The 21,438-nt window shown below is 67.0% G+C and carries 20 protein-coding genes; 9 read left to right on the forward strand and 11 right to left on the reverse strand.

Annotation, left to right across the window (positions count from 1 at the left end; all coding sequences use genetic code 11):
- Positions 1–11: 11 nt before the first annotated feature.
- Genes gabT through E0W60_RS09770 form a run of 8 tightly spaced genes read left to right on the forward strand, consistent with a single transcriptional unit; the run spans position 12 to position 9,604 of the window.
- The gene (gene gabT / locus E0W60_RS09735; RefSeq protein WP_135703787.1) at positions 12–1,274 is read left to right on the forward strand and encodes a 4-aminobutyrate--2-oxoglutarate transaminase; all 1,263 of its coding nucleotides are present in this window, start codon (positions 12–14) and stop codon (positions 1,272–1,274) included.
- A 35-nt stretch (positions 1,275–1,309) separates the two neighbouring features.
- On the forward strand, positions 1,310–2,767 hold the full coding sequence (gene gabD / locus E0W60_RS09740) for an NADP-dependent succinate-semialdehyde dehydrogenase (protein ID WP_135703788.1): 1,458 nt from the start codon (positions 1,310–1,312) through the stop codon (positions 2,765–2,767).
- Positions 2,764–3,096 carry a cupin domain-containing protein gene (locus E0W60_RS09745; RefSeq protein WP_135703789.1) on the forward strand — a complete coding sequence of 111 codons (333 nt, stop codon included), beginning with the start codon at positions 2,764–2,766 and terminating at the stop codon, positions 3,094–3,096. Before gabD ends, E0W60_RS09745 begins: the two co-directional genes overlap by 4 nt.
- On the forward strand, positions 3,093–4,805 hold the full coding sequence (locus E0W60_RS09750) for a thiamine pyrophosphate-binding protein (protein ID WP_135703790.1): 1,713 nt from the start codon (positions 3,093–3,095) through the stop codon (positions 4,803–4,805). Before E0W60_RS09745 ends, E0W60_RS09750 begins: the two co-directional genes overlap by 4 nt.
- 32 nt (positions 4,806–4,837) lie before the next feature.
- Positions 4,838–5,911: a histone deacetylase family protein gene (locus E0W60_RS09755; protein ID WP_135703791.1), complete on the forward strand. Its 1,074-nt coding sequence runs from the start codon at positions 4,838–4,840 to the stop codon at positions 5,909–5,911.
- Positions 5,912–5,949: 38 nt separating this feature from the next.
- Entirely contained in the window at positions 5,950–7,197 is a 1,248-nt protein-coding gene (locus E0W60_RS09760; protein WP_135703792.1) for a Zn-dependent hydrolase, read from the forward strand.
- On the forward strand, positions 7,194–8,108 hold the full coding sequence (locus E0W60_RS09765; RefSeq protein WP_135703793.1) for a DMT family transporter: 915 nt from the start codon (positions 7,194–7,196) through the stop codon (positions 8,106–8,108). The genes E0W60_RS09760 and E0W60_RS09765 overlap by 4 nt, the downstream gene beginning before the upstream one ends.
- Positions 8,105–9,604, forward strand: a complete 1,500-nt coding sequence (locus E0W60_RS09770; RefSeq protein WP_135703794.1) for an aldehyde dehydrogenase — start codon at positions 8,105–8,107, stop codon at positions 9,602–9,604. Before E0W60_RS09765 ends, E0W60_RS09770 begins: the two co-directional genes overlap by 4 nt.
- 23 nt (positions 9,605–9,627) lie before the next feature.
- Here the strand turns inward: E0W60_RS09770 and E0W60_RS37480 are convergent, their stop codons facing one another.
- The 9 genes from E0W60_RS37480 to E0W60_RS09810 form a co-directional block, all read right to left on the reverse strand.
- Complete coding sequence (locus E0W60_RS37480) at positions 9,628–9,933, reverse strand: PDDEXK nuclease domain-containing protein (protein WP_240745769.1); 306 nt, start codon at positions 9,931–9,933, stop codon at positions 9,628–9,630.
- A gap of 59 nt (positions 9,934–9,992) precedes the next feature.
- Positions 9,993–10,400, reverse strand: coding sequence for a DUF1016 N-terminal domain-containing protein (locus tag E0W60_RS37485; RefSeq protein WP_240745770.1), 408 nt, complete (start codon positions 10,398–10,400; stop codon positions 9,993–9,995).
- 65 nt (positions 10,401–10,465) lie between these two features.
- Positions 10,466–10,651 (reverse strand): hypothetical protein, encoded by a 186-nt coding sequence (locus E0W60_RS09780; RefSeq protein WP_116319659.1) that lies wholly within the window; start codon positions 10,649–10,651, stop codon positions 10,466–10,468.
- A gap of 457 nt (positions 10,652–11,108) precedes the next feature.
- Positions 11,109–11,801, reverse strand: coding sequence for an aspartate/glutamate racemase family protein (locus E0W60_RS09785; protein ID WP_135703795.1), 693 nt, complete (start codon positions 11,799–11,801; stop codon positions 11,109–11,111).
- Positions 11,802–11,963: 162 nt separating this feature from the next.
- Positions 11,964–13,127, reverse strand: a complete 1,164-nt coding sequence (locus tag E0W60_RS09790) for an AAA family ATPase (RefSeq protein ID WP_135703796.1) — start codon at positions 13,125–13,127, stop codon at positions 11,964–11,966.
- A gap of 122 nt (positions 13,128–13,249) precedes the next feature.
- Positions 13,250–14,350, reverse strand: a complete 1,101-nt coding sequence (locus E0W60_RS09795; protein ID WP_135703797.1) for a CaiB/BaiF CoA transferase family protein — start codon at positions 14,348–14,350, stop codon at positions 13,250–13,252.
- A gap of 28 nt (positions 14,351–14,378) precedes the next feature.
- Positions 14,379–15,368: a tripartite tricarboxylate transporter substrate binding protein gene (locus E0W60_RS09800; protein ID WP_133095207.1), complete on the reverse strand. Its 990-nt coding sequence runs from the start codon at positions 15,366–15,368 to the stop codon at positions 14,379–14,381.
- A 63-nt stretch (positions 15,369–15,431) separates the two neighbouring features.
- Positions 15,432–16,637 (reverse strand): acyl-CoA dehydrogenase family protein, encoded by a 1,206-nt coding sequence (locus E0W60_RS09805; protein WP_135703798.1) that lies wholly within the window; start codon positions 16,635–16,637, stop codon positions 15,432–15,434.
- Positions 16,638–16,651: 14 nt separating this feature from the next.
- Positions 16,652–18,205, reverse strand: a complete 1,554-nt coding sequence (locus E0W60_RS09810; RefSeq protein ID WP_135703799.1) for an AMP-binding protein — start codon at positions 18,203–18,205, stop codon at positions 16,652–16,654.
- A gap of 119 nt (positions 18,206–18,324) precedes the next feature.
- On the opposite strand from E0W60_RS09810, the gene E0W60_RS09815 reads away from it, so the two are divergent.
- Positions 18,325–19,209, forward strand: a complete 885-nt coding sequence (locus tag E0W60_RS09815) for a LysR family transcriptional regulator (RefSeq protein ID WP_135703800.1) — start codon at positions 18,325–18,327, stop codon at positions 19,207–19,209.
- A gap of 11 nt (positions 19,210–19,220) precedes the next feature.
- On the opposite strand, the gene E0W60_RS09820 is transcribed toward E0W60_RS09815, so the two are convergent.
- Both E0W60_RS09820 and E0W60_RS09825 read right to left on the reverse strand, forming a co-directional pair.
- Positions 19,221–20,210: a Bug family tripartite tricarboxylate transporter substrate binding protein gene (locus E0W60_RS09820; RefSeq protein WP_135703801.1), complete on the reverse strand. Its 990-nt coding sequence runs from the start codon at positions 20,208–20,210 to the stop codon at positions 19,221–19,223.
- A gap of 61 nt (positions 20,211–20,271) precedes the next feature.
- Positions 20,272–21,438 carry an acyl-CoA dehydrogenase family protein gene (locus tag E0W60_RS09825; protein WP_135703802.1) on the reverse strand — a complete coding sequence of 389 codons (1,167 nt, stop codon included), beginning with the start codon at positions 21,436–21,438 and terminating at the stop codon, positions 20,272–20,274.

Below are 21,438 nucleotides of genomic sequence, written 5' to 3' on the forward strand. Positions count from 1 at the left end.
TGGAGAGAAGTATGAAGAACGCCGAACTGGTTCGCCGCAAGGACGCCGCCACCCCGCGCGGCGTGGGCGTGATGTGCAACTTCTACGCCGAGCGCGCGCTGAATTCGGAGATCTGGGATGTCGAGGGCAAGCGCTATATCGACTTCGCCGCAGGTATCGCCGTGCTCAACACGGGCCACCGCCATCCGCGCCTGGTCGAAGCCGTCGAGCAGCAGCTGGGGCGCTTCACTCATACAGCCTACCAGATCGTGCCCTACGCCAGCTATATCGAGCTGGCCGAGAAGATCAATCGCCGTGCGCCGGGCCGCTCGGCCAAGAAGACCGCCTTCTTCACCACCGGCGCCGAGGCGGTGGAGAACGCCATCAAGATCGCCCGCGCCGCCACCGGCCGGCCCGGCGTGATCGCGTTCTCCGGCGGCTTCCACGGCCGCACCATGATGGGCATGGCGCTGACCGGCAAGGTCGCGCCGTACAAGATCGGCTTCGGGCCGTTCCCGGGCGAGGTCTACCACGCGCCGTATCCGTGCGCGCTGCACGGCGTCACCACCGACGACTCGCTCAAGGCGCTGCAGCACCTGTTCAAGGCGGACATCGATCCCAAGCGCGTGGCGGCCATCATCTTCGAACCCGTGCAGGGCGAGGGCGGCTTCAACGTCGCGCCGACCGACTTCGTGCAGGCGCTGCGCGCGGTCTGCGACGAGCACGGCATCCTGCTGATCGCCGATGAAGTGCAGACCGGCTTCGGCCGCACCGGCAAGCTGTTCGCGATGGAACACTACGACGTGGCGCCGGACCTGACCACGATGGCCAAGAGCCTGGCCGGCGGCATGCCGCTGTCGGCGGTGTGCGGCCGCGCCGAAGTGATGGACGCGCCGGCGCCCGGCGGGCTGGGCGGCACGTATGCCGGGAACCCGCTTGCGGTGGCTTCTGCGCTGGCTGTACTGGACGTGCTCGAAGGCGAGAAGCTGATCGAACGCGGTGCCGAGCTGGGCCAGCGTTTGATGACGCGCCTGGAAAGCCTGCGCCCGCGCGTGCCGCAGATCGCCGAAGTGCGCGGCGTCGGCGCAATGGTGGCGGTGGAATTCCGCCAGGCCGACGGCAGCCCCGATCCCGACTTTACGCGCACGGTGCAGAACCGCGCGCTGGAAAAGGGCCTGCTGCTGCTGTCGTGCGGTGTGTACGGCAACGTGATCCGCTTCCTGTTCCCGCTGACGATCCAGGACGCAGTGATGAACGAAGGCCTGGACATCCTGGCCGAGGCACTGACGCGCTGACCTGTCCCCTTTCATTGATTCCACAGAGATTACCCATGCAACTCAAGGACACCGGCCTGCTGCGCACGCAGGCCTATATCGCCGGCAACTGGCAGGACGCCGACAGCGGCGCGACCTTCACCGTCACCGATCCCGCCAGCGGCGCCCTGATCGGCACCGTGCCCAGCATGGGCGCGGCCGAAACCCGCCGCGCCATCGACGCCGCGCAGGCGGCACAGACCAACTGGCGCCGCAAGACCGCGCGCGAGCGTGCCGCGGTGCTGCGCGCCTGGTACGAGTTGATGCTGGCCAATGCCGACGATCTCGCGCTGCTGATGACCACCGAGCAAGGCAAGCCGCTGGCGGAAGCGAAGGGCGAAGTCATCTATGCCGCTTCCTTCCTCGAATGGTTCGCAGAGGAAGCCAAGCGCGTCAGCGGCGACGTGCTGGCCACGCCCGCCAACGACAAGCGGCTGGTCGTGGTCAAGGAGCCGGTTGGCGTGTGCGCGGCGATCACGCCGTGGAATTTCCCGCTCGCGATGATTACGCGCAAGGCCGGCCCGGCGCTGGCCGCGGGCTGCGCCATGGTGCTGAAGCCGGCCGAAGACACGCCGTTGTCGGCGCTGGCGCTGGCCGTGCTGGCCGAGCGCGCGGGGCTGCCGGCGGGCCTGTTCAGCGTAATCACGGGCGACGCCATCGCAATCGGCGCCGAGCTCACTGCCAACCCCGTGGTGCGCAAGCTCAGCTTTACCGGCTCGACCGAGGTGGGCCGCATCCTGATGCGGCAGTCCGCCGACACCATCAAGAAGCTCTCACTGGAACTCGGCGGCAACGCACCGTTCATCGTGTTCGACGACGCCGACCTCGATGCGGCGGTGGAGGGCGCCATTGCCTCCAAGTACCGCAACGCCGGCCAGACCTGCGTCTGCGCCAACCGGCTCTATGTGCACGACAAGGTCTATGACGAGTTCGCTGAGAAGTTGGTGGCTGCGGTGGCAAAGCTGAAGGTCGGTCACGGGGTTGAGCCGGGCGTGCTGCAAGGCCCGCTGATCAACGAGGACGCAGTGGCCAAGGTTGAGTCGCATATCGCCGACGCGCTCGGCAAGGGCGCGCGCCTGCTGACCGGCGGCAAGCGCCATGCGCTGGGCGGCACGTTCTTCGAACCGACGGTACTGGCCGACGTGACCCCCGCCATGCGCGTGGCCAAGGAGGAAACTTTTGGCCCGCTGGCGCCGCTGTTCCGCTTCTCCACCGACGAGGAAGCGATCGCGATGGCCAACGATACCGAATTCGGCCTGGCCTCCTATTTCTTCAGCCGCGATATCGGCCGCGTCTGGCGCGTGGCCGAGGCGCTGGAGTACGGCATGGTCGGCATCAACACCGGCCTGATCTCCAACGAGGTGGCGCCGTTCGGCGGCGTCAAGCAGTCGGGCCTGGGCCGCGAGGGCTCGAAGTACGGCCTCGACGAATACCTGGAGACTAAGTACCTGTGCATGGGCGGGGTGGACCGGTGAGCGCGCCGCAAGACCGGCCCAAGGCCGTCGGCACCGTGCAGGTCGACAACGAACGCGTGATCGTGACGGAGTGGCGCTTCGCGCCCGGCGCCGAGACCGGGCAGCATCGCCATGGCTACGACTACGTGGTGGTGCCGATGACCACCGGGGCGCTGCGCCTGCAGACGCCGGCTGGCGAGGCCACCAGCCAGCTCGTTGCCGGCCAGGCCTATTACCGCCCAGCCGGGGTCGAGCACAACGTCATCAATGCCCACGAAGGCGAATGCGTGTTCGTGGAAATCGAGATCAAGCCGGCGGCCGGCGCCGCGGGCGGAGGAGGTTGCCAATGAGCCAAGCCAACCCCACCCTGCGCGAGCGCAATGGCGGGCAGATCCTTGTCGAGCAGTTGCGCATCCAGGGCGTGCGGCGCGTGTTCCTGGTGCCGGGCGAAAGCTACCTGCCGTGCATCGATGCGCTGTACGACCACCAGGACGCGATCACGCCGATCGTCTGCCGCCAGGAAAGCGGTGCCGGTTACATGGCCGAAGCCCACGGCAAGCTGACGGGAGAGCCCGGCGTTTGCTTCGTCACGCGCGGCCCCGGCGCCACCAATGCCAGCATCGCCGTGCATACCGCGTTCCAGGACTCCACGCCGATGATCCTGTTCGTGGGGCAGGTGGGCAACGACTTCTACGAGCGCGAAGCCTTCCAGGAAATCGACTACCGCCGCATGTTCGGCCAGATGTCCAAGTGGGTCGCGCAGATCGACCGCACCGACCGCATTCCCGAGTTCATCGCACGTGCCTTCGCGGTAGCGACCAGCGGCCGGCCCGGCCCGGTGGTGCTGGCGCTGCCGGAGGACACGCTGTGGGGCAAGGCCACCGTGGCCGACATGCCGCGCTACGTGCGCAGCCACTCGGCTCCGGCGCCGCACGCGCTGGCGTCGCTGGCCGCGATGCTGGAACAGGCCGAGCGCCCCTTCCTGATGATCGGCGGCTCCGGCTGGACCCCCGAGGCGATGCGGCAGATGGAAGGCTTTGCCGAACGCTTCGGCCTGCCGGTGGGGCTGGCGTGGCGCCGGCTGGAGTGCTTCGACAACCACCATCCCAACTATGCCGGCCATGTCGGCTGGGGCATGGGCGAGGCACTGCGCGCGCGCATCCGCGGGTCGGACCTGCTGATCGCCGTCGGCACCCGCATGGGCGAGGCCACCACCGAGGGCTATACCGTGGTGGAAAGCCCGCTGCCGCGCCAGCGGCTGGTGCATGTGTATCCCGATCCGGAGGAGCTGGGCCGCGTGTTCCGCGCGGAGGTGCCTGTCGTTGCTGACGTCGTCTCGTTCGCGGCCGCGGTGGACGGCCTGCGCCCGGCGCGCGAACACAACCGCGCGGCATTGGTGGAGCGCGCGCGGCGCGACTACCTCGACAGCCAGAAGGCGCTGCCCGCGCCAGGTCCGCTGAATCTGAACCAGGCCGCCTGTCTTGTGCGCGAGCGCCTGCCCGAGGATGCCTGCATTACCGTCGGCGCCGGCAACTACGCGGTCTTTCCGCACACCTATTACCGCTACAAGGGCGTCGGCACCAGCCTGGCGCCGACTGTCGGCTCGATGGGCTATGGCCTGCCGGCGGCGATCTCGGCCAAGCTGGAGCATCCGGAACGCACCGTGGTCTGCTATGCGGGCGACGGCTGCTTCCAGATGAACCTGCAGGAGCTGGGCGTGGCCATGCAGTACCGCCTCGGCATCGTGGTGCTGGTGTTCAACAACGGCATCTGGGGCACGATCCGCGCCCACCAGGAACGCGAATTCCCCGGCCGGACCATCGCGCTGGGCTTCGAGAACCCGGAGTTCGCCGAACTGGCGCGCGCCTACCGCGGCTACGGTGAGGTGGTGTCGAGCGACGCCGAATTCGGCCCCGCGCTGGATCGCGCGCTCGACTTTGCCAGTACGCACAGCATGCCGGCGCTGCTGGAGCTGCGTTACGACCCCGACGGCATCGCGCCCGGCATGACCCTGTCCGGCATCCGCGCGGCGGCACTGGCGCGCCAGGCGGCAGGCTGAGCCGGCGCTTCCTTTTACAACCTACCTACACCATGCGTGCCTTCTTCTCGGATGATCAGTTGCTGCACGAACCCCGCCAGTTCATGCGCGCGGGGCGGTTGTGCGCGCCGACCGACGTGCCGGCCCGCGCGGCGGCACTGCAGCGCGCGCTCGCCGCGCGCGGCATCGAACTGGCGGCGCCACCCGATTGCGGGCGCGCGCCGCTGGAAGCGGTGCACAGTCCGGCCTATCTCGACTTCCTCGCCAGCGCCTGGGCGCGCTGGCAGGAACTGGCGCGACCCGGCTTCGAGCCCGGCATCGAAGTCCTGCCCAATCTATCGCCGTATCACAACGGCAAGGTCGGCGAGCCGCGCCGTCCCGTGTGTCCCAACGATTCGGTGATCGCCCAGGCCGGCTACTACCTGGGCGACCTCAGCTGCCCGCTCGGGCCGGACAGCTGGCGCGCGATCCTGCGCGGCGCGCACAGCGCGGTCGCGGCGGCCCGCCATGTGTGCGAGCGGCAGGACGGCGCCGGCATGGCCTATGCGCTGTGCCGCCCCTCCGGCCACCACGCCCACAGCGACCGCGCGGCCGGCTTCTGCTATGTCAACAACTCGGCCATCGCGGCGCAAACGCTGCTGGCCCGCTTCGGCAAGGTGGCGGTGCTCGACGTCGATGCGCATCACGGTGACGGCACCCAGCAGATTTTCTATCACCGCTCAGATGTGATGACGATTTCGCTGCATGCCGATCCGGCCGATTACTACCCGTTCTACACCGGCTATGCGAACGAGCGCGGCTATGGCGCGGGCTATGGCTACAACCTCAACTTCCCGCTGCCGCACGGCAGCGGCGACGCCGAGTTCCTGTCGGCACTGGACGGCGCACTGGACGCGCTGCGCGACTATCGCCCGCAGGCGGTGGTGCTGGCGCTGGGCTTCGATACCTACGAGAACGATCCCATCAGCGTCCTGAAGGTCAGCATGGATGGCTACCGCGGCATCGGCGAGCGCATCCATGCGCTGGGCCTGCCGACGGTGGTGGTGCAGGAGGGCGGCTACGAGGTCGAGGCGATCGGCCGCGGGCTGGATGCATTCCTGGCGGGTTTCGCACCTGCGACCGCATAAGGCTGAATGGTGCAATCACCAATACCAGGAGAACTGCAATGACTAGCAAGATCGCCATCAACGGCCAGCGCCTGTGGCAATCGCTGATGGACCTGTCGCAGATCGGCGCCACGCCGAAGGGCGGCAACGCGCGCCTGGCGCTGACCGCGCTCGACGGCCAGGGCCGCGACCTGGTGTGCGGCTGGATGCGCGACGCGGGCCTGACCGTGACGGTGGACCGCGTCGGCAATATCTTTGGCCGCCGCGCCGGGCGCAACGATGCGCTGCCGCCGGTGATGACCGGCAGCCATATCGATACGCAGCCGACCGGCGGCAAGTTCGACGGCTGCTTCGGCGTGCTGGCCGGGCTGGAAGTCATGCGCACGCTCAATGACTATGGCGTGACCACCGAAGCGCCGCTCGAACTGGCCATCTGGACCAATGAGGAAGGCACGCGCTTCGTGCCGGTGATGATGGGCTCGGGCGTGTTCGCCGGGATTTTCCCGCTGCAGACCGCGCTGGACGCCACCGATACCGAAGGCAAGCGCGTGGCCGACGAACTGCAGGCGATCGGCTACGCCGGTCCTGACGAGGTGGGCGGGCGGCCGGTGGGGGCGTATTTCGAGGCGCATATCGAACAGGGCCCGGTGCTGGAAGCGGCGGACAACGTAATCGGCGTGGTCACGGGATCGCTGGGGCTGCGCTGGTACGACGTGACCGTAACCGGCATGGAAGCGCACGCCGGCCCCACGCCGATGCCGCTGCGCCGCGACGCGCTCTATGGCGCCACCCACGTGATGCAGGAAGTGGTTCGCATCGCGCATGACTTCGCGCCGCACGGCCGCGGTACGGTGGGCGTGGTCGATCTCCACCCCGGCTCGCGCAACGTGATCCCCGGCGCGGTCAAATTCACGGTCGACCTGCGCCATGAAGACGCCGGCAAGCTGGCCGAGATGGACGCCCGCTTCCGCGCCGCATGCGAGGCGCTGGCGCAGGGCCAGACCACTGGTGCCACGTTCGACGTGAAGGTCGAAGACGTGCAGTACTTCCCGCCGACGCCGTTCGCGCCGGAACTGGTCGACCATGTGCGCCGCGAGGCCGTGGCGCGCGGCTACAGCCAGCAGAACATCGTCACCGGTGCTGGTCATGACGCGGTGTACATGGCCAGCGTCACCCCGACCGCGATGATCTTCGTGCCCTGCAAGGACGGCATCAGCCACAACGAAGTGGAAGATGCCCGGCCCGAGCACCTGGAAGCCGGCGCCAACGTGCTGCTCGGCGCGATGGTCGCGCAGGCGGGCGCATGACCGCCGCGGCGCACGGCGCGCCCGACTGGTGGCGTGGCGGGCTGCTGTTCCTGTGCGTGGTGACGCTGTTCGCTACCGTGGACGCAACCGCCAAGCACCTGGTCGGCCGCTATCCCGCGCCGTTTCTCAACGCGGTGCGCTACGGCGCCACGCTGGCGGTAGCAGTGGCCATGCTCGCTATGTCCGGCCAACTGCGCGGACAGATCCGCTTCTGGCGCACCCCGCACCGCGGCCTGCTGTTGCTGCGCGGGTTGATGCTCGCGGTGGTCGGCACCTGCTTCATGACCGCGCTGCTGTGGATGCCGCTGGCCGAAGCCACCGCCATCTATTTCATGGCGCCGCTGATGGTGGTGGGCCTGTCGTCGTGGATGCTGGGCGAGAAGGTCGGCTCGCGCCAGTGGCTGGCGGTAGGCGCAGGCTTCTGCGGGATGCTGCTGATCGTACGCCCCGGCGGCGCGGTGTCGTGGCTTGGTACCGTGCTGATGCTGGCCGCCACGCTGGCCTACGCCATGCTGCAACTGCTGACCCGGCGCATGGCGGGGCAGGTCGATGCGCGCGTGCAATACGGTTTTGCCGCGCTGATCTGCATGGTCGCCACCGGCGTGCCGGCACCGTTCTTCCCGCCCCCGGTTTGGCCCGACCTGGCCGATTGGCTGGCGATCCTGGCCATGGGCCTGATGAGCGCGGCGGCGCAGGTGCTGCTGATCCTGGCGCTGCAGCGCGCCCCGGCATCGCGGCTGGCGCCGCTGAACTATTTCCACCTGCTGCTGGCGCTGGTCTACAGCGCGCTGTGGTTCGGCCGTTGGCCCGACGCGCTGGCGCTGGCCGGCATCGCCCTGATCGTGGTCGCTGGCCTGACGCAGACGCTGCCGTCGCCCGCGGCCCTGTCAACCAAACGAGGAACCCCATGAGCGAAACACGCGACCTGTCTTACTGGCAGGCCCGGGCAGCCGCACTGCGCCCGCAAAGCCGTGCCTGCATCGGCGGCGCATGGACCGATGCCGCCGACGGTGCCACCTTCGACACCATCAACCCCGCCACCGGCGCGGTGCTGGCCAAGGTGGCGGCATGCGGCGCGGCCGACGTCGACCGTGCCGTCGCGGCGGCGCGCCAGGCCTTCGAACAAGGCGTCTGGTCCGGACTGTCACCGCGCGAGCGCAAGGCCGTGCTGCTGCGGCTGGCCGCGCTGATCGAAACCCACCACGAGGAACTGGCCCTGCTGGAAACGCTGGACATGGGCAAGCCCATCGGCGATACGCTGGCCTACGACATTCCGGAAGCGGCGCGCACCTTCGCGTGGTACGCCGAAGCCATCGACAAGATTTACGATGAGATCGCCCCCACCGGCGGCAACGTGCTCGCCACCATCACGCGCGAGCCGCTCGGCGTGGTGGCGGCCGTGGTGCCGTGGAACTATCCGTTGCTGATGGGGAGCTGGAAGGTCGCGCCTGCGCTGGCTGCGGGTAACAGCGTCATCCTCAAGCCTGCCGAACAGTCGCCACTTACCGCGCTGCGGCTCGCCGAGCTGGCCGCGGAAGCTGGCATTCCCCCCGGTGTCTTCAACGTCGTGCCCGGACTGGGCGCACAGGCCGGGCAGGCGCTCGGCCTGCATCCGGACGTGGATTGCATCGCCTTCACCGGCTCCACGGCCACCGGCAAGCGCTTCATGGAATATTCCGGCCAGTCCAACCTGAAGCGTGTCTGGCTCGAATGCGGCGGCAAGTCGCCGCACATTGTGTTTGACGACTGCCCCGACCTCGACCGTGCCGCGCAGGCGGCCGCCATCGGCATCTTCAACAACCAGGGTGAAATCTGCATTGCCGGCTCGCGGCTCTATGTCCAGCGCGCCATCTATGAGCCGTTCATGGAGAAGCTGGAGGCGTATGCCCGAGCAATGCAGCCAGGCGATCCACTCGACCCGGCATCCTCCATGGGTGCCATCGTCGATGCGCGCCAACTCGACCGCGTGATGTCCTACGTGGACGGCGGCCAACGCGAAGGCGCGCGGCTGCGCCTGGGCGGCGAACGCGTCCGCACGGACACCGGCGGCTACTTCCTGCAGCCCACCATCTTCGAATGCCCGAGCCAGTCGCTCAGCATCGTGCGCGAAGAAATCTTCGGTCCGGTGCTGGCCGTGACTGTGTTCGACACGGAGGACGAAGTCGTGCGCATGGCCAACGATTCGCCTTATGGGCTGGGCTCTGGGTTGTGGACCGCCAACCTGTCGCGTGCGCACCGGGTCTCGCGGCGGCTGCGGGCTGGACTGGTGTGGGTCAACTGCTATATGGATGGGGATATCACGGTGCCGTTCGGCGGGGTCAAGCAATCGGGGTCGGGTCGGGACAAGTCGCTGCATGCGCTGGACAAGTACACCGATTTGAAGACTACGTGGATAAGCCTGGAGTAGCTACGGACGGAGGGGTCCCATGGTCAGGAGGCTGCGGTCTTCTCTATCCTGCTGACGCTATGCTGGGCTTCCAGCTCGCGTCTCGTCTGATCCAGCTTCTCGGCAAGTAATCGTTCATCGGGTAGTACAGTCCGATACTCGGCGGCCAACACTGTGTTGGACAGACCTTCGAGTGAGTAGCGCGCTTCCGAGGCACCCAGTTCCGTGCACAGAATCAGACCAACCGGGGGATTCTCCCCCGGCTTCATCCAATTCTCGCGCGCATAGTTCAGGTAAAGGTGCATTTGGCCTGCGTCGGCATAGCTGAACTTACCAACCTTGAGATCCACAAGCCACAGCGTAATGCCTCGGTTTCGTAGAAGTCCCGCGTAGTGGCTCTTGACTGAGATCAGGCGCACATAGGCGGACCAGGGCAGACGGAAGGCCTGCGCAGGACGGTAAGGTGAAGTGGCTTTTCGTGCACACATTTGCCAGACAGTGTCTGGCAAATCTTCTCTGCCGGCCAAAATTGGTAGAAGGTGCGCATCTGCTGCAGGTTTTGCCTACTGAAGCCTCGGCCGAACCGGGAGGAAAGGTCGGATGCCAGACGTCCGAGCAATGCGTCGCCATACCCGGCGCGTTCTTGTCCTGCCTGTTCGAACTCGGTGATGCGTCGGCCGATTTCCCAGTATGTAGCGGTCATGAGGGCGTTCACGCTTCTTGCGGCTGCACCTCGCGCGGATTCCAGCAATGCCACGACTTCTCGCTGGATGAGCGCGTATGCCTGGCTGTCGGGGAGTGCACTGGTCGTGGTCATGTTGTTGTCGTCAAGCTTGAGGTTATGCGCTGGCGGATGCCGAAGCGCCGCCAACGCATGCGCCGCTACGCTGTGAGCGGGTCCGCGTCCATCAACTCGGCCAGCTTAGCCTGCACCATCCCCAGCAGGCATAGCGCGCTGAAGCACTCTTCGGAACGTACGCTCAGCTGTTCCAAAAGCGCGAGCACGCCTTCAATGCCGGCGCGGATTTGATGCAGGGAAACACTGGTTTCGACTGGTTCGATCGTCATGGATGACACCTCACTAAGTGGTTGCGCCACCCAAGTCAGTGAGGGCGGCGGGTCAAAAGCGAGGGTGGAAATACCGGAAGAACGCGAAAAACCGGCCCAGCCTTGCGGCTGCCCCGCTCGACCCGCCATGGAACCAATCGGTCCGTGCGAGTACACAGACGTTGCCCATTGGTGCGGCAACGTCTGTTCGCGTCAATTGCTCGGGTTTCCACGCCCGGTCACCGGCAATCCGATGACGCAACCAGTATTTCGTGGATGCGCCACGAAGGCGATAAGAGATGTCGCATTCCCATTGGGAAAGCGAAGCTTGCAGGAACGCGGCTCGCTAGGAAATCGCTGAGTCCTGAAACCGGTGCAGGCGATGGAGAAGGGCAGAAAGGCGATACTTGGCGCAGCAGGCGTGCTGGGATCACGCCGGCCAGCACCTCAGAAATCGCTCAAGATAGGGCAGGGCCGCTTAGCCGAGCGCCAGCGTCACCGCAGCCTGCGCATGCAGCGCCGTGGTATCAAACACCGGCAACGCCACGTCATCCTGCCTGAGCAGCAGCGTGATTTCCGTGCAGCCGAGGATCACGCCTTCGGCGCCCTGCGCCGCGAGCGCGGCGACGATGCGTTGGTATTCGGCCCTTGACTCATCTCGCACGATGCCGTGGCATAACTCTTCATAGATGACATCGTGCACGCGTTCGCGATCGGCCTGCTCCGGCACCAAGACGTCGATGCCATGCAGCTCGCGCATCCGCCCGCGGTAGAAATCCTGCTCCATCGTGAAGCGGGTTCCGAGCAAGCCGACGCGCCGGATGCCGGCCTGACGCAACGCGTGCGCCGTCGGGTCGACGATATGGATGAAGGGCACGTTTAGCACTGACTCGATTGCCGGCGCCACGCGATGCATGGTGTTGGTACACAACAGCACGAAGTCCGCGCCACCGGCCTCGACCTGCCGCGCGGCCTGCTGCATGAGCCGGCCAAGCTCATCCCATTGCTCCGCGTGCTGCAGTGCCTTGATTTCTTCGAAGCAGACGGTGGCCATGAGGCTGCGGGCATTGTTGTGCCCGCCCAGCCGCGTTTTCATGTCCTGGTTGATCAGCCGGTAGTACTCGGCGGACGACTCCCAGCTCATGCCGCCGATCAGTCCGATGGTCTTCATGCTCTGACTCCCCTTGGCACAATCGGCCCCTTTGACTTTGAGAAAAGTAGCAAGGAAGGGCAGTAGCGGACAGGGACAATTCTGCTGGTTTCCACCCGGCCAGTGCCGGCACGAATTGCGATGAAGGCGAGCTGTGAAAGGCGACGGCTATCTTGCTTCCCGCTACAGCTTGCCTTCAAGCGACTTGCGCTCCAGCCAGATCTCCTGCACGAACGGGTCAGTCACGCCATAGATCCCGTGCCCTTTGCGCATGATCAGGTTCGTCGCCATCATCTCGTTGACCACAGGCTGTGCTTCCTCGATTCGGACTTCACGTCCCAGGGCAGCGGAGTATGCCGCGGCGGACTCGGCCGAGAACAAGCCGCGGGCGTCACCATCTGCGCAGGCGATGCGATCGAAAATCGCGGTAGCCAGTCCACCCAGCTGTTCGAGCTTCATCAGTTCAAGGTCGGCAGCGGTCGAGCGGAGCGTGTTGGCGATGACCGGCAGGTGCTCGTCCGGATTGCTGCCTGGGGGCAAGTGGAAATGCAGTTGCCGCAAGGCTTTGATCATCTCTTCCGGCCGGTTGCCCAGTGCGCGGAACGCCTGGACGGCAACGTCCAGCGATGGACGCGCGCTGAATCCCTCTGCCGACAAGCGTTCCAGCAGATGTGCGATGTAGTCTTCACCAAGCACGGGGTAGGAGACCGAGGTAGCCCCTGCAAAGGCCTGGTTGCGGCGCGCTGTCAGTTCGCCAACCAGCGCCCGGTGCGAGCCAGTGCCTACAAAGATGAAGTAGCCAGGCGTATTGGGGCGTGGATTGACGGCATCGCGGGCTGCCTTGAGTGCCAGTAGCATACGATTGCCCTCGTCGGAGGTGATGGCGTGCTGGACCTCGTCCACGATCAGGACCACGTTGGTCTTGGCCTTGTCGACGACTTCGGCAAGGGCGTGGGCCAGCGTGGCACCGCCGGGCTCGCCAACGCTTTCAAGCTTGAACCCGAATTTGAGGCCAAAGGCGCCAAGGTCGGCCCCCGACACGCGCTTGAGCTGCCTGAGGGCGGCGGAGCCCGGCTGCTCCAGTTCGGCAAGCGTCTTCTTTACCGCGGCAAGGATGAGGGACGCAGGGCTGCGTTGAGTGTCGCTCCAGAGGTCAACGTAGATAACGATCGCACCGTCGGCCTCGAGGGCTGGAACGAGGTCGTTGATAAGAAACGTCGTTTTTCCGGTGCGCCGTAAGCCCGACAGGAATAAGCCTGACCGCAGCCCTTCGTCCAGCACGCCGGGGTGGAGCAACTGCTTCGACATCTGGCTTGCAAGGGCCGGGCGACGATAGATGTTTGTCATGGCGCACTTATTGGAAATTATTGGATTCCAATAATTATAGCCGAGCAATAATTCTCGCTAATCCGTTAGGGCTCAGCGCTTCGTATCGGTGTAAAGTGACGAAAAGAATTCTTTTGAGCCGTTTAGCGCGCCGTTCCCTTTCCGAGACCGGCCACAAAGTCGTCCCCCTCTGGCAACCCTAAGGAGAACCCGACCGGGAAGTTCACCGCAATCCCGTCTTCTCCTGCTGGGCGCCGCACCACCCCTCGCGCCCGTACGTGCGCATCCTCAAACAATTCCCCCGCCCCCAGCACCGGCGAGAACGGTATATCCAGCGGTCCGAAGAAAGCCTCCCAATCGTCAAGGTCGCGCGTCCGGAACACCGCCGCAAGCAGGTCATTGACCGCCAGCTTGTGCCCATAGCGCCCGGCCCGCGTGGCATATCGCGGATCGCGCAGCGCAGGAAATTCCTCCCCAAGCGCCTCGCCCAGGTTGACCCAGAACTTGTTCTCCAGAATCCCCATCGCCAGATGCCTGCCGTCGCGCGTCTCGAACAGGTCGTTCTCCGGCATCACAGTCGGCGATTCCTGCGGCGCCGCCTCATGGCCGCGCGCTGCCCAGGCGCCGTGGGCGGTCCATGACAGGATGGCGTCGTGGATCGATACGTCCAGATGCTGCCCGCGTCCGTGCTGCCGCGCGCTCATGATGGCCACGGCCAGCGACAGCGCGGCATAGCCTGACGCGGCATAGTCCGACACGCGCACGCGCGGGCGCGAGACCTTGTCGTGCACCTGCACCGGCGTCGCCCAGTAGCCGGCCAGCGCCAGGTAGTTGAGGTCATGCCCCGCGTGGCTGGCGTACGGTCCGGTCTGGCCGAAGCCCGACACCGAGCACAGCACGATGGCCGGATTGACGGCGGCCAATGCCGCATAGTCGAGTCCCAGCCGCTTCATGACGCCGGGGCGGAAGCCTTCCACCACGGCGTCGGCATTGCGCGCCAGTTCAAGGAAGGCCTCGCGGCCGGCGTCGGTCTTCAGGTCCAGCGCGATGGACTTCTTGCCGCGGTTGAACTGCGCATACGCCGCCGGACCGAGCTGGCGGATGGAGTCGCCGCTGCCGGGCTGTTCCACCTTGATCACATCGGCGCCGAGTTGCCGCAGCAGGTTGCACGCATGCGGGCCGGGCAGCAGCTGGCTGGCGTCGATGATGGTGACGTCCTTCAGGCAGGACCATTCTGGTTTCATTTGCAATCCCGGTTTGAAAGCAGGGCGCTCAGCCCAGGTCGCCGACCATGCCGATCGACTTCATCAGCTCGCCATAGCGCGAGTTGTCCGCGGCCACGACCGTGCCGAACTGGGCCGGGGTTGCGCTGCGGCGCAGTTCGCCCGCGTTGGCCTTGAGCTGCGCGTCGAACACGCCGGCATTCTGCAGCGCGGCGACGGCGGCATGGAGCTTCTGGGTTAGCTCGGCCGGGAAGTTGGCTGGTGCAAACAGCCCGCTCCAGTTGTCGATGACAAAGCCGGGCGGCAGCGCTTCGGCCATGGTCGGCACGTCCGGGAAGAACGGCGAGCGCGCGGCGGCGGTGACGGCCAGCACGCGCACCTGCTGGTTGCGCACATACTGGGTCGCCGTGCCAAGCACCGGCATGCCGAACTGGGTCTGCCCGGTCAGCATGGCGGTGATGATTTCCGGCGCGCCCTTGTACGGGATGTGCACTGCGTCGCAGCCGGCTTGGTGGAGCATGGTTTCCACCGCCAGATGCGCGATGCTGCCCTTGCCGCCGGAGCCGTAGTTGAACTTGCCCGGCGCTTTCTTCATGGCGGCGACCAGCTCGGCTGCGGTCTTGTACGGCGACGATGTGGGCACGACGAGCGCGGTCGGCCCGCCGGAAAGCGCGGTGATCGGCGTGAAATCGCGCGCCGGGTCGTACGGCATCTTGCGGTACATATGCACGTTGATCACGTGCGTGTTGGCGAGGATGCCCAGCGTGTAGCCGTCGGGCACGGCACGCCGCAGCGCGGTGGCGCCGATGATGCCGCCGGCGCCGGGCATGTTCTCGACCACCAGCGGCTGGCCGAGCTTCTGGCCAAGCTCCGCCGACAGCGTGCGGGCAGTATTGTCCGGCGTGCTGCCGGCGATGAACGGGACGATCAGCCGGATCGGCCGGTTGGGATAGTTGGCAGGGGCCGCGGCGCGGGCGGGCAGAAAGACGCTTCCCAGTGCGGCGGCGCCAGCGGTGGCGAGCCATTCTCGGCGGTTCATGCTAGGTCTCCGTGGTCTTGTTGTAGTGTCCTGATGCCGGCGGCGACCGTGCCGCCGGCACGGTCATGCCTGTTGCTGTTTCGGCGGCTGCGCCTGCTGCTGCAGCGGCTCCAGTATCGCGCGCGCGATGGTGTTGCGCTGGATCTCGCTCGTGCCGGTGAAGATGCGGAACATGCGCAGCTTGCGGAAGGTCTGCTCGACCGGATGCCCGCGCGTGACGCCCACGTTGCCGTGGATCTGTACCGCCTTGTCGGCCACTTCGAAACAGCGTTCCGAGACAAAGAGCTTGCACGCCGCGGCTTTCATGCGCAGATCGGCGCCGGCGTCTGCCAGTGCCGCGGTGTGCGCGATCATGCTTTCGCAGGCCCACAGCGCCGCGGCCATATCGGCGAGCATGTGCTGGATTGCCTGGAAGCGCGCGATCGGGCCGCCGAACTGGCGCCGCTTGCCGGCGTACTCCACCGACGACTCATAGGCTCGCATGGCCAGCCCCAGCATCGACGGGCAGTGCAGCAAGCGGTTCACGTTGATGCGCGACATGCCGAGCTTGAAGCCGTTGCCCTCGCCGCCAAAGATATTGGCGCGCGGCACGCGCACGTTGTCGAAGCGGATATCGCCGTCGATATGCTGGCCCGACATCGGCACGTACTCGTTGGTCACGGTCACGCCCGGCAGGTTCAGGTCGACCAGGACCGCGCTGATCGCCGGCGGCGTCGTGGTGGCATCCGTCACGCACATGACGATGGCGAAGTCCGCGAACGGCGCGCCGCTGATGTAGTGCTTGCCGCCGTTGATCACCAGCTCGTCGCCGTCGGCGGCCGCGGTGGTCTTGATGCTTTGCGCGTCGGATCCGGAATGCGTTTCCGTCAGCGCGAAGCAGGTCGACTTCTCTCCGCGGATGACCGGCTCGAAGTACTGCTTCAGCTGCGCCGGCGTGGCGTACTTGAGCATGTTGCCCACGCGCGGCGGGCCGCCCAGGTCGCCCAGCACATGCGCGGCCAGCGTCGAGCCGCTGGCGGCAAGATCGGCCTTGAGCGCGCATTGCTCCTGGATATTCAGCCCTTTGCCGCCGAGCGATTCCGGCAGGCAGGCGGCATAGAAACCCAGTTCGTACGAGCGGCGCCAGACCTTGCGCAGCACTTCGCGCGGCCACGGGTCTTCGGAGCCGAGCCCCAGCTCCTGCTCCAGCGGGCGCAGTTCCTCGTCGATAAAGCGGCGGATGCCGGCGCGGGTTTCCACCAGCACGGGGTTGGTCAGGTGATCGAACATGACAGGCGGGCTCCTTAGTTGACGCGGCGCGCCACGCCTTGCCAGTAGCGTTCGCGCACGATCTTGCGGGCCAGCTTGCCGCTGGCGTTCTTGGGCAGTTCGGCGACAAAGTCGACCGAACGCGGCGATTTGTAGTCGGCGATGCGCTCGCGGCAGTGCGCGATCAGCTGCTGCGCGCTGGCCTCGCGGCCCGGGCGCAGCGTGACCACGGCCTTGACGCTCTCGCCCCAGGTGTCGTCGGGCACGCTGATGACGCAGGCTTCAAGCACGTCGGGGTGCTGGTACAGCGTGGCTTCGACCTCGGTCGGGTACACATTGAAGCCGCCGGAGATGATCATGTCCTTCTTGCGGTCGACCAGGTACAGGTAGCCGGCGTCGTCCACGCGTGCCATGTCGCCGGTGTGCAGCCAGCCATCGACGATGGTCTCGGCGGTCAGCGCGGGCTCGCCCCAGTAGCCCTGGAACACGTCTTCGCCGCGGATCACCAGTTCGCCGATCTCGCCGGCCGCGACCTCGCGGCCATGTTCGTCGACCACGCGTACTTCGGTCTCGCCCAGCGCGCGGCCACACGAGGCCAGGCGCTCGGGGTGGTTCGCGATCGCGTCGGCGTGGTCGGCGGTCGACAGGCGCGTGACGCCGGAGGTCGATTCGCTGGCGCCATAGCCTTGCGACAGGACCGGGCCAATGCGCTCCCACGCCTCGCGGATACGCGCCGGCGCCATGGGCGCGGCGCCGTAGGCCAGCGTCTTCAGGCTGGACAGGTCGGCCTGCGCCAGCGAGGGCTCGGCCATCAGCATGTTGATCATCGCCGGCACCATGAACACGTGCGTGATGCGCAGCCGCGCCACTTCTGCCAGGAAGTGCGCGGGCTCGAACTTGTCGAACAGCACCAGCGTCGCGCCCAGGTACAGGTAGGGCTGCATCAGCATGCCGGAGGCGTGCGTGACCGGGCCGATCAGCGCCAGCCGGTCGCCGGGGCGAGCGGGGCGGTCCATGCCGGCCACCATCTTGCGTAGCGCCGCCATGCGGTTGCCGTAGGTCTGCATCGCCGCCTTGATTCTGCCGGTGGAGCCGGACGAGAAGTGCAGCACCGCGAGATCGCTGGCAGCGGGCGCGATGTCCGGCGGCGTGGTGCCGGCGTTGGCCAGCAGTGATTCGTAGCCGACATAGCCTGCTGGTGCTTCACCGATGGCGATAAACGTCTCCACGCTGCCAAAACCCGGCGTGGCGCGCGAGTAGCCGGTGTAGCCGGGGCCGGCGATCAGCACGCGCGGCGTGCAGTTTTCGACCACATCACTGGCTTCCGTGGCGGTAAAGCGCGGATTCAGCGCCGCCTTGACCAGGCCGGCTTTGTACAGCGCGCACTCCAGTTCCACCAGCTCGGGCCGGTTGCGCGCCTGCACCGCGACGCGGTCGCCGCGCTGCAGCCCGAGCGCCAGCAGCGCGTTGGCCAGGCGGCTGGAGCGCTCTTCCAGCTGGCGGTAGGTCACCACCTGGTCCTGGTAGAGGATGGCGGGCTGGTCGCCCCAATAGCGCGCGGCGCGGCGCAGGAAGTACGCGAAACTCATGCTGTCTCCGTGATGCGAATGGTGTTGTGCTACGGCTCTGCGCCTAAGTCTGTAAGATGACGCCCATCACCACAATGCGGCGCTGGATATAAAGCCATAACCATCAGGAATGTGAGGCAATGGAGACGCGGGACCTGGAATACATCCTCGCCGTGGCCACGCACGGCGGCATCGGCAGGGCGGCGGAGGCCCTCGGGATCAGCCAGCCGGCCCTGACCAAGGCGGTGCAGCGGGTGGAGGCGCAGGCCGGGCTGCCACTGTTCGAGCGGACCGCCAACGGCATGACCGCCACTTACGCCGGCGCGCGTTTCCTGGAGCGGGCGCAGCGCATCCGGCTGGAATACGAGGACGGCATCAAGGAAATGCTCGGCATCCGCACCGGCGAGCAGGGCGTGCTGCGGGTGGGCTATTCGCCGTCGATTCCGGGCGGCGTGATCCTGGGCGCGTGCCAGCAGCTGATGCGCGAGCGCCCGGTCGCGCGGCTGCGCTTGCGGCGCCGGCTGGCGCGGGACGTGCTGGACCTGCTGGCCGCGGGCGAGCTCGATCTCGCGGTGGCGCCGGTGCAGGCGTCAACGGACTTTGCGGTGGAGCCGCTGTTCGACGACCGGCTGGTAGTGGTAGCGGACCAGGGCCACGCGTTGTTGCGCCGGCGCAAGCTGCGGCTGGCGGACCTGGCCGACCAGGAATGGCTGCTGCCGGAGGGGCATATCACGCTGCGGCAGCAGGTCGACGCCGCCTTCCGCCAGCGCGGCCTGCCGGCGCCGCAGCCGCGCGTCGAGATCGATTTCGGCAGCCCCTCGCTGTTCGCGCTGATGCAGGGCACGCAGATGCTAAGCATCGCCAACGAGGGCGGCGACGCCATGCAGCACGGCCTGAGCCCGCTGCCGCTGGAAGTCGAAGAGCTGGACCTGCGCCGGCAAATCGGCGTGCTGACGCGAGGCGGCGCCTATCTGTCGCCGCTGGCGCAGCGCCTGACGACGCTGCTGCGCGAGCACAGCCGCTGAGCGCCCTGAAGTCATTGCAGCGGAATCTTGGCCACCGCCGCCAGCCGCTTCCAGCGCACGATCTCGTCCTTCTGGTACTGCAGCATTTCCGCCGGCGAAGACAGGATCAGCCTGGTCGACTGGCGCGTGTAGTACTCGCGCACGTCGGGCGCGTTGCCGGCCTGCGTGAACAGGTCCTGCAGGCGCTTCACCACCGCCGGCGGGGTTTTGGCGGAAATCGCGGCGGCCACCCAGTTGTAGGCCAGGAAATCGGGCAGGCCGGCCTCGACGATCGACGGCACGTCCGGCAACAGCGGCGAGCGCTGCGGCGCGGTATAGGCCAGCGCCCGGATCTTGCCGCCGCGCACCAGTTCGATCGCGCCGGTGGCATCGACCACGGCAAAGTCCACGTTGGCCGCCATCACGCCGTTGATCGCATCGCCAGCGCCCTTGTACGGCACCGGCGTGGTCTTGATCCTGGCCAGCTCGTTGAGCCATTCGCTGTACAGCGTGTACGAGATCGAGCCCGTGCCGTAGTTGAGCGCGCCGGGCCGCTTGCGCGCGTCTTCCAGCAGTTCCGCCAGCGTGCGGTAGGGGGAACCGGCCGGCACGATGACCACGCACGGCCCGCGCGACAGCAGCGTGATCGGCGCGAAATCCGTCAGCGGGTCATACGGCAGCTTGCGGAACGTGGCGGCATTGGTCGACAGCGTGGAATTGCTGCCGATGAACACCGTGTAGCCGTCCGCCGGCGCGTTCAGCGCGGTCTGCACGCCGATAAAGCCGTTGCCGCCGGGCTTGTTCTCGACCACCACGCCCTGTCCGGTCAGCTCGCCGATCTTCCTGGCGAACAGGCGCGCGGTGGTGTCGGTGCCGCTGCCCGCCGGGAACGGCACGATAAAGCGCATCGCGCGCGAGGGAAAGGCATCGTCGGCAGCAAACGCCGGCAGCGGTGCGATGCCTGCCAGCGCTGCGGCGACGAGGCCCAGGAAGCGGCGGCGCGAACGGTAAGGCTGTTGCATGGTGTCTCCTTTCGGTCGAAAAAGCCCGGCGTGTTCCCGCCGGTGCAAAGTGGTCAGTAGATCAGCGGCGCAGGCCGAGCAGGTCGCGCGCGATCACCCAGCGGTGCACTTCGCTGGGCCCTTCGTAGATCCGCATCAGCCGGGTCTCGTTGGCCATCTGCTGCAGCGGCAGCTCCTTGGTCATGCCCATCGCGCCAAAGGTCTGCATCGCCTGGTCGATCACTTCCCACGCCATTTCGGTGGCGAAGACCTTGATCATCGAGACCTGCGTGCGCGCCTCTTCGCCGGCGTCGATGCGGCTGGCGGCTTCGTAGGTCATCAGGCGGCAGGCGTGGATGCGCGTGGCGGCGTCCGCCACCCACCACTGGATCGCCTGGCGCTGTGCCAGCGGCGCGCCGAACGTCTGCCGCTGCGGCGCGTATTCGCAGATCATGTCGAGGGCGCGCTGCGCCCGGCCGATGCACCATGCGGCCATCTGCACGCGGCGCGTGGACAGGCGTGCCTGCATCGGCGCAAAGCCCTGGCCTTCGGTGCCAAGCAGCTGCGTGGCGGGGACGCGGCAGTCTTCCAGAACGACTTCATAGGTGGAATGGCCGCCGATCATCGGGATGCGGCGCTCCACGCGCAGGCCGGGCGTGCCGCGCTCGACGATGAAGGCCGAAATGCCGCCGCGCGCGCCCGAGGCCTTGTCGGTCACGGCCATCACGATGGTCCAGTCGGCGCGCGCCGCGCGGCTGATCCAGATCTTGCGGCCGTTCAGCACCCAGTGGTCGCCGTCGCGTTCGGCGCGTGTGGTCATCATGGCCGGGTCGCCGCCGGCGCCGGGCTCGGAAATGGCGATGGCCGATACCGTTTCGCCGCGCGCATACGGGTCCAGGTAGCGCTCGCGCTGGGCGTCGTTCGCGGTCAGCATCAGCATGCGCAGGTTGGGCGAATCCGGCGGCAGGTCATAGGGCGTGATGGTCTTGCCGAGTTCCTCGTTGACGCCGACCATCGCTACCACGGGCAGGTCGGCGCCGCCCATCTCGGCGGGCGCGTCCAGTCCCCACAGGCCCAGCTCGCGCGACAGGCCATCGAGCCGCGCCTGTTCTTCCGGCAGCAGAGCGTGCTGCCCGCCCCCGGCCTCGCGGGCCAGCACCGCCGGCTCCAGCGGGATTAGCTGCTCGCGCACAAAGCGCGCGACCAGGTCCTTGAGCATGCGGTGTTCTTCGTCGAGCTGGAAATTCAT

It is taken from the genome of Cupriavidus oxalaticus (assembly GCF_004768545.1).
Taxonomy (GTDB): Bacteria; Pseudomonadota; Gammaproteobacteria; order Burkholderiales; family Burkholderiaceae; genus Cupriavidus; species Cupriavidus oxalaticus_A.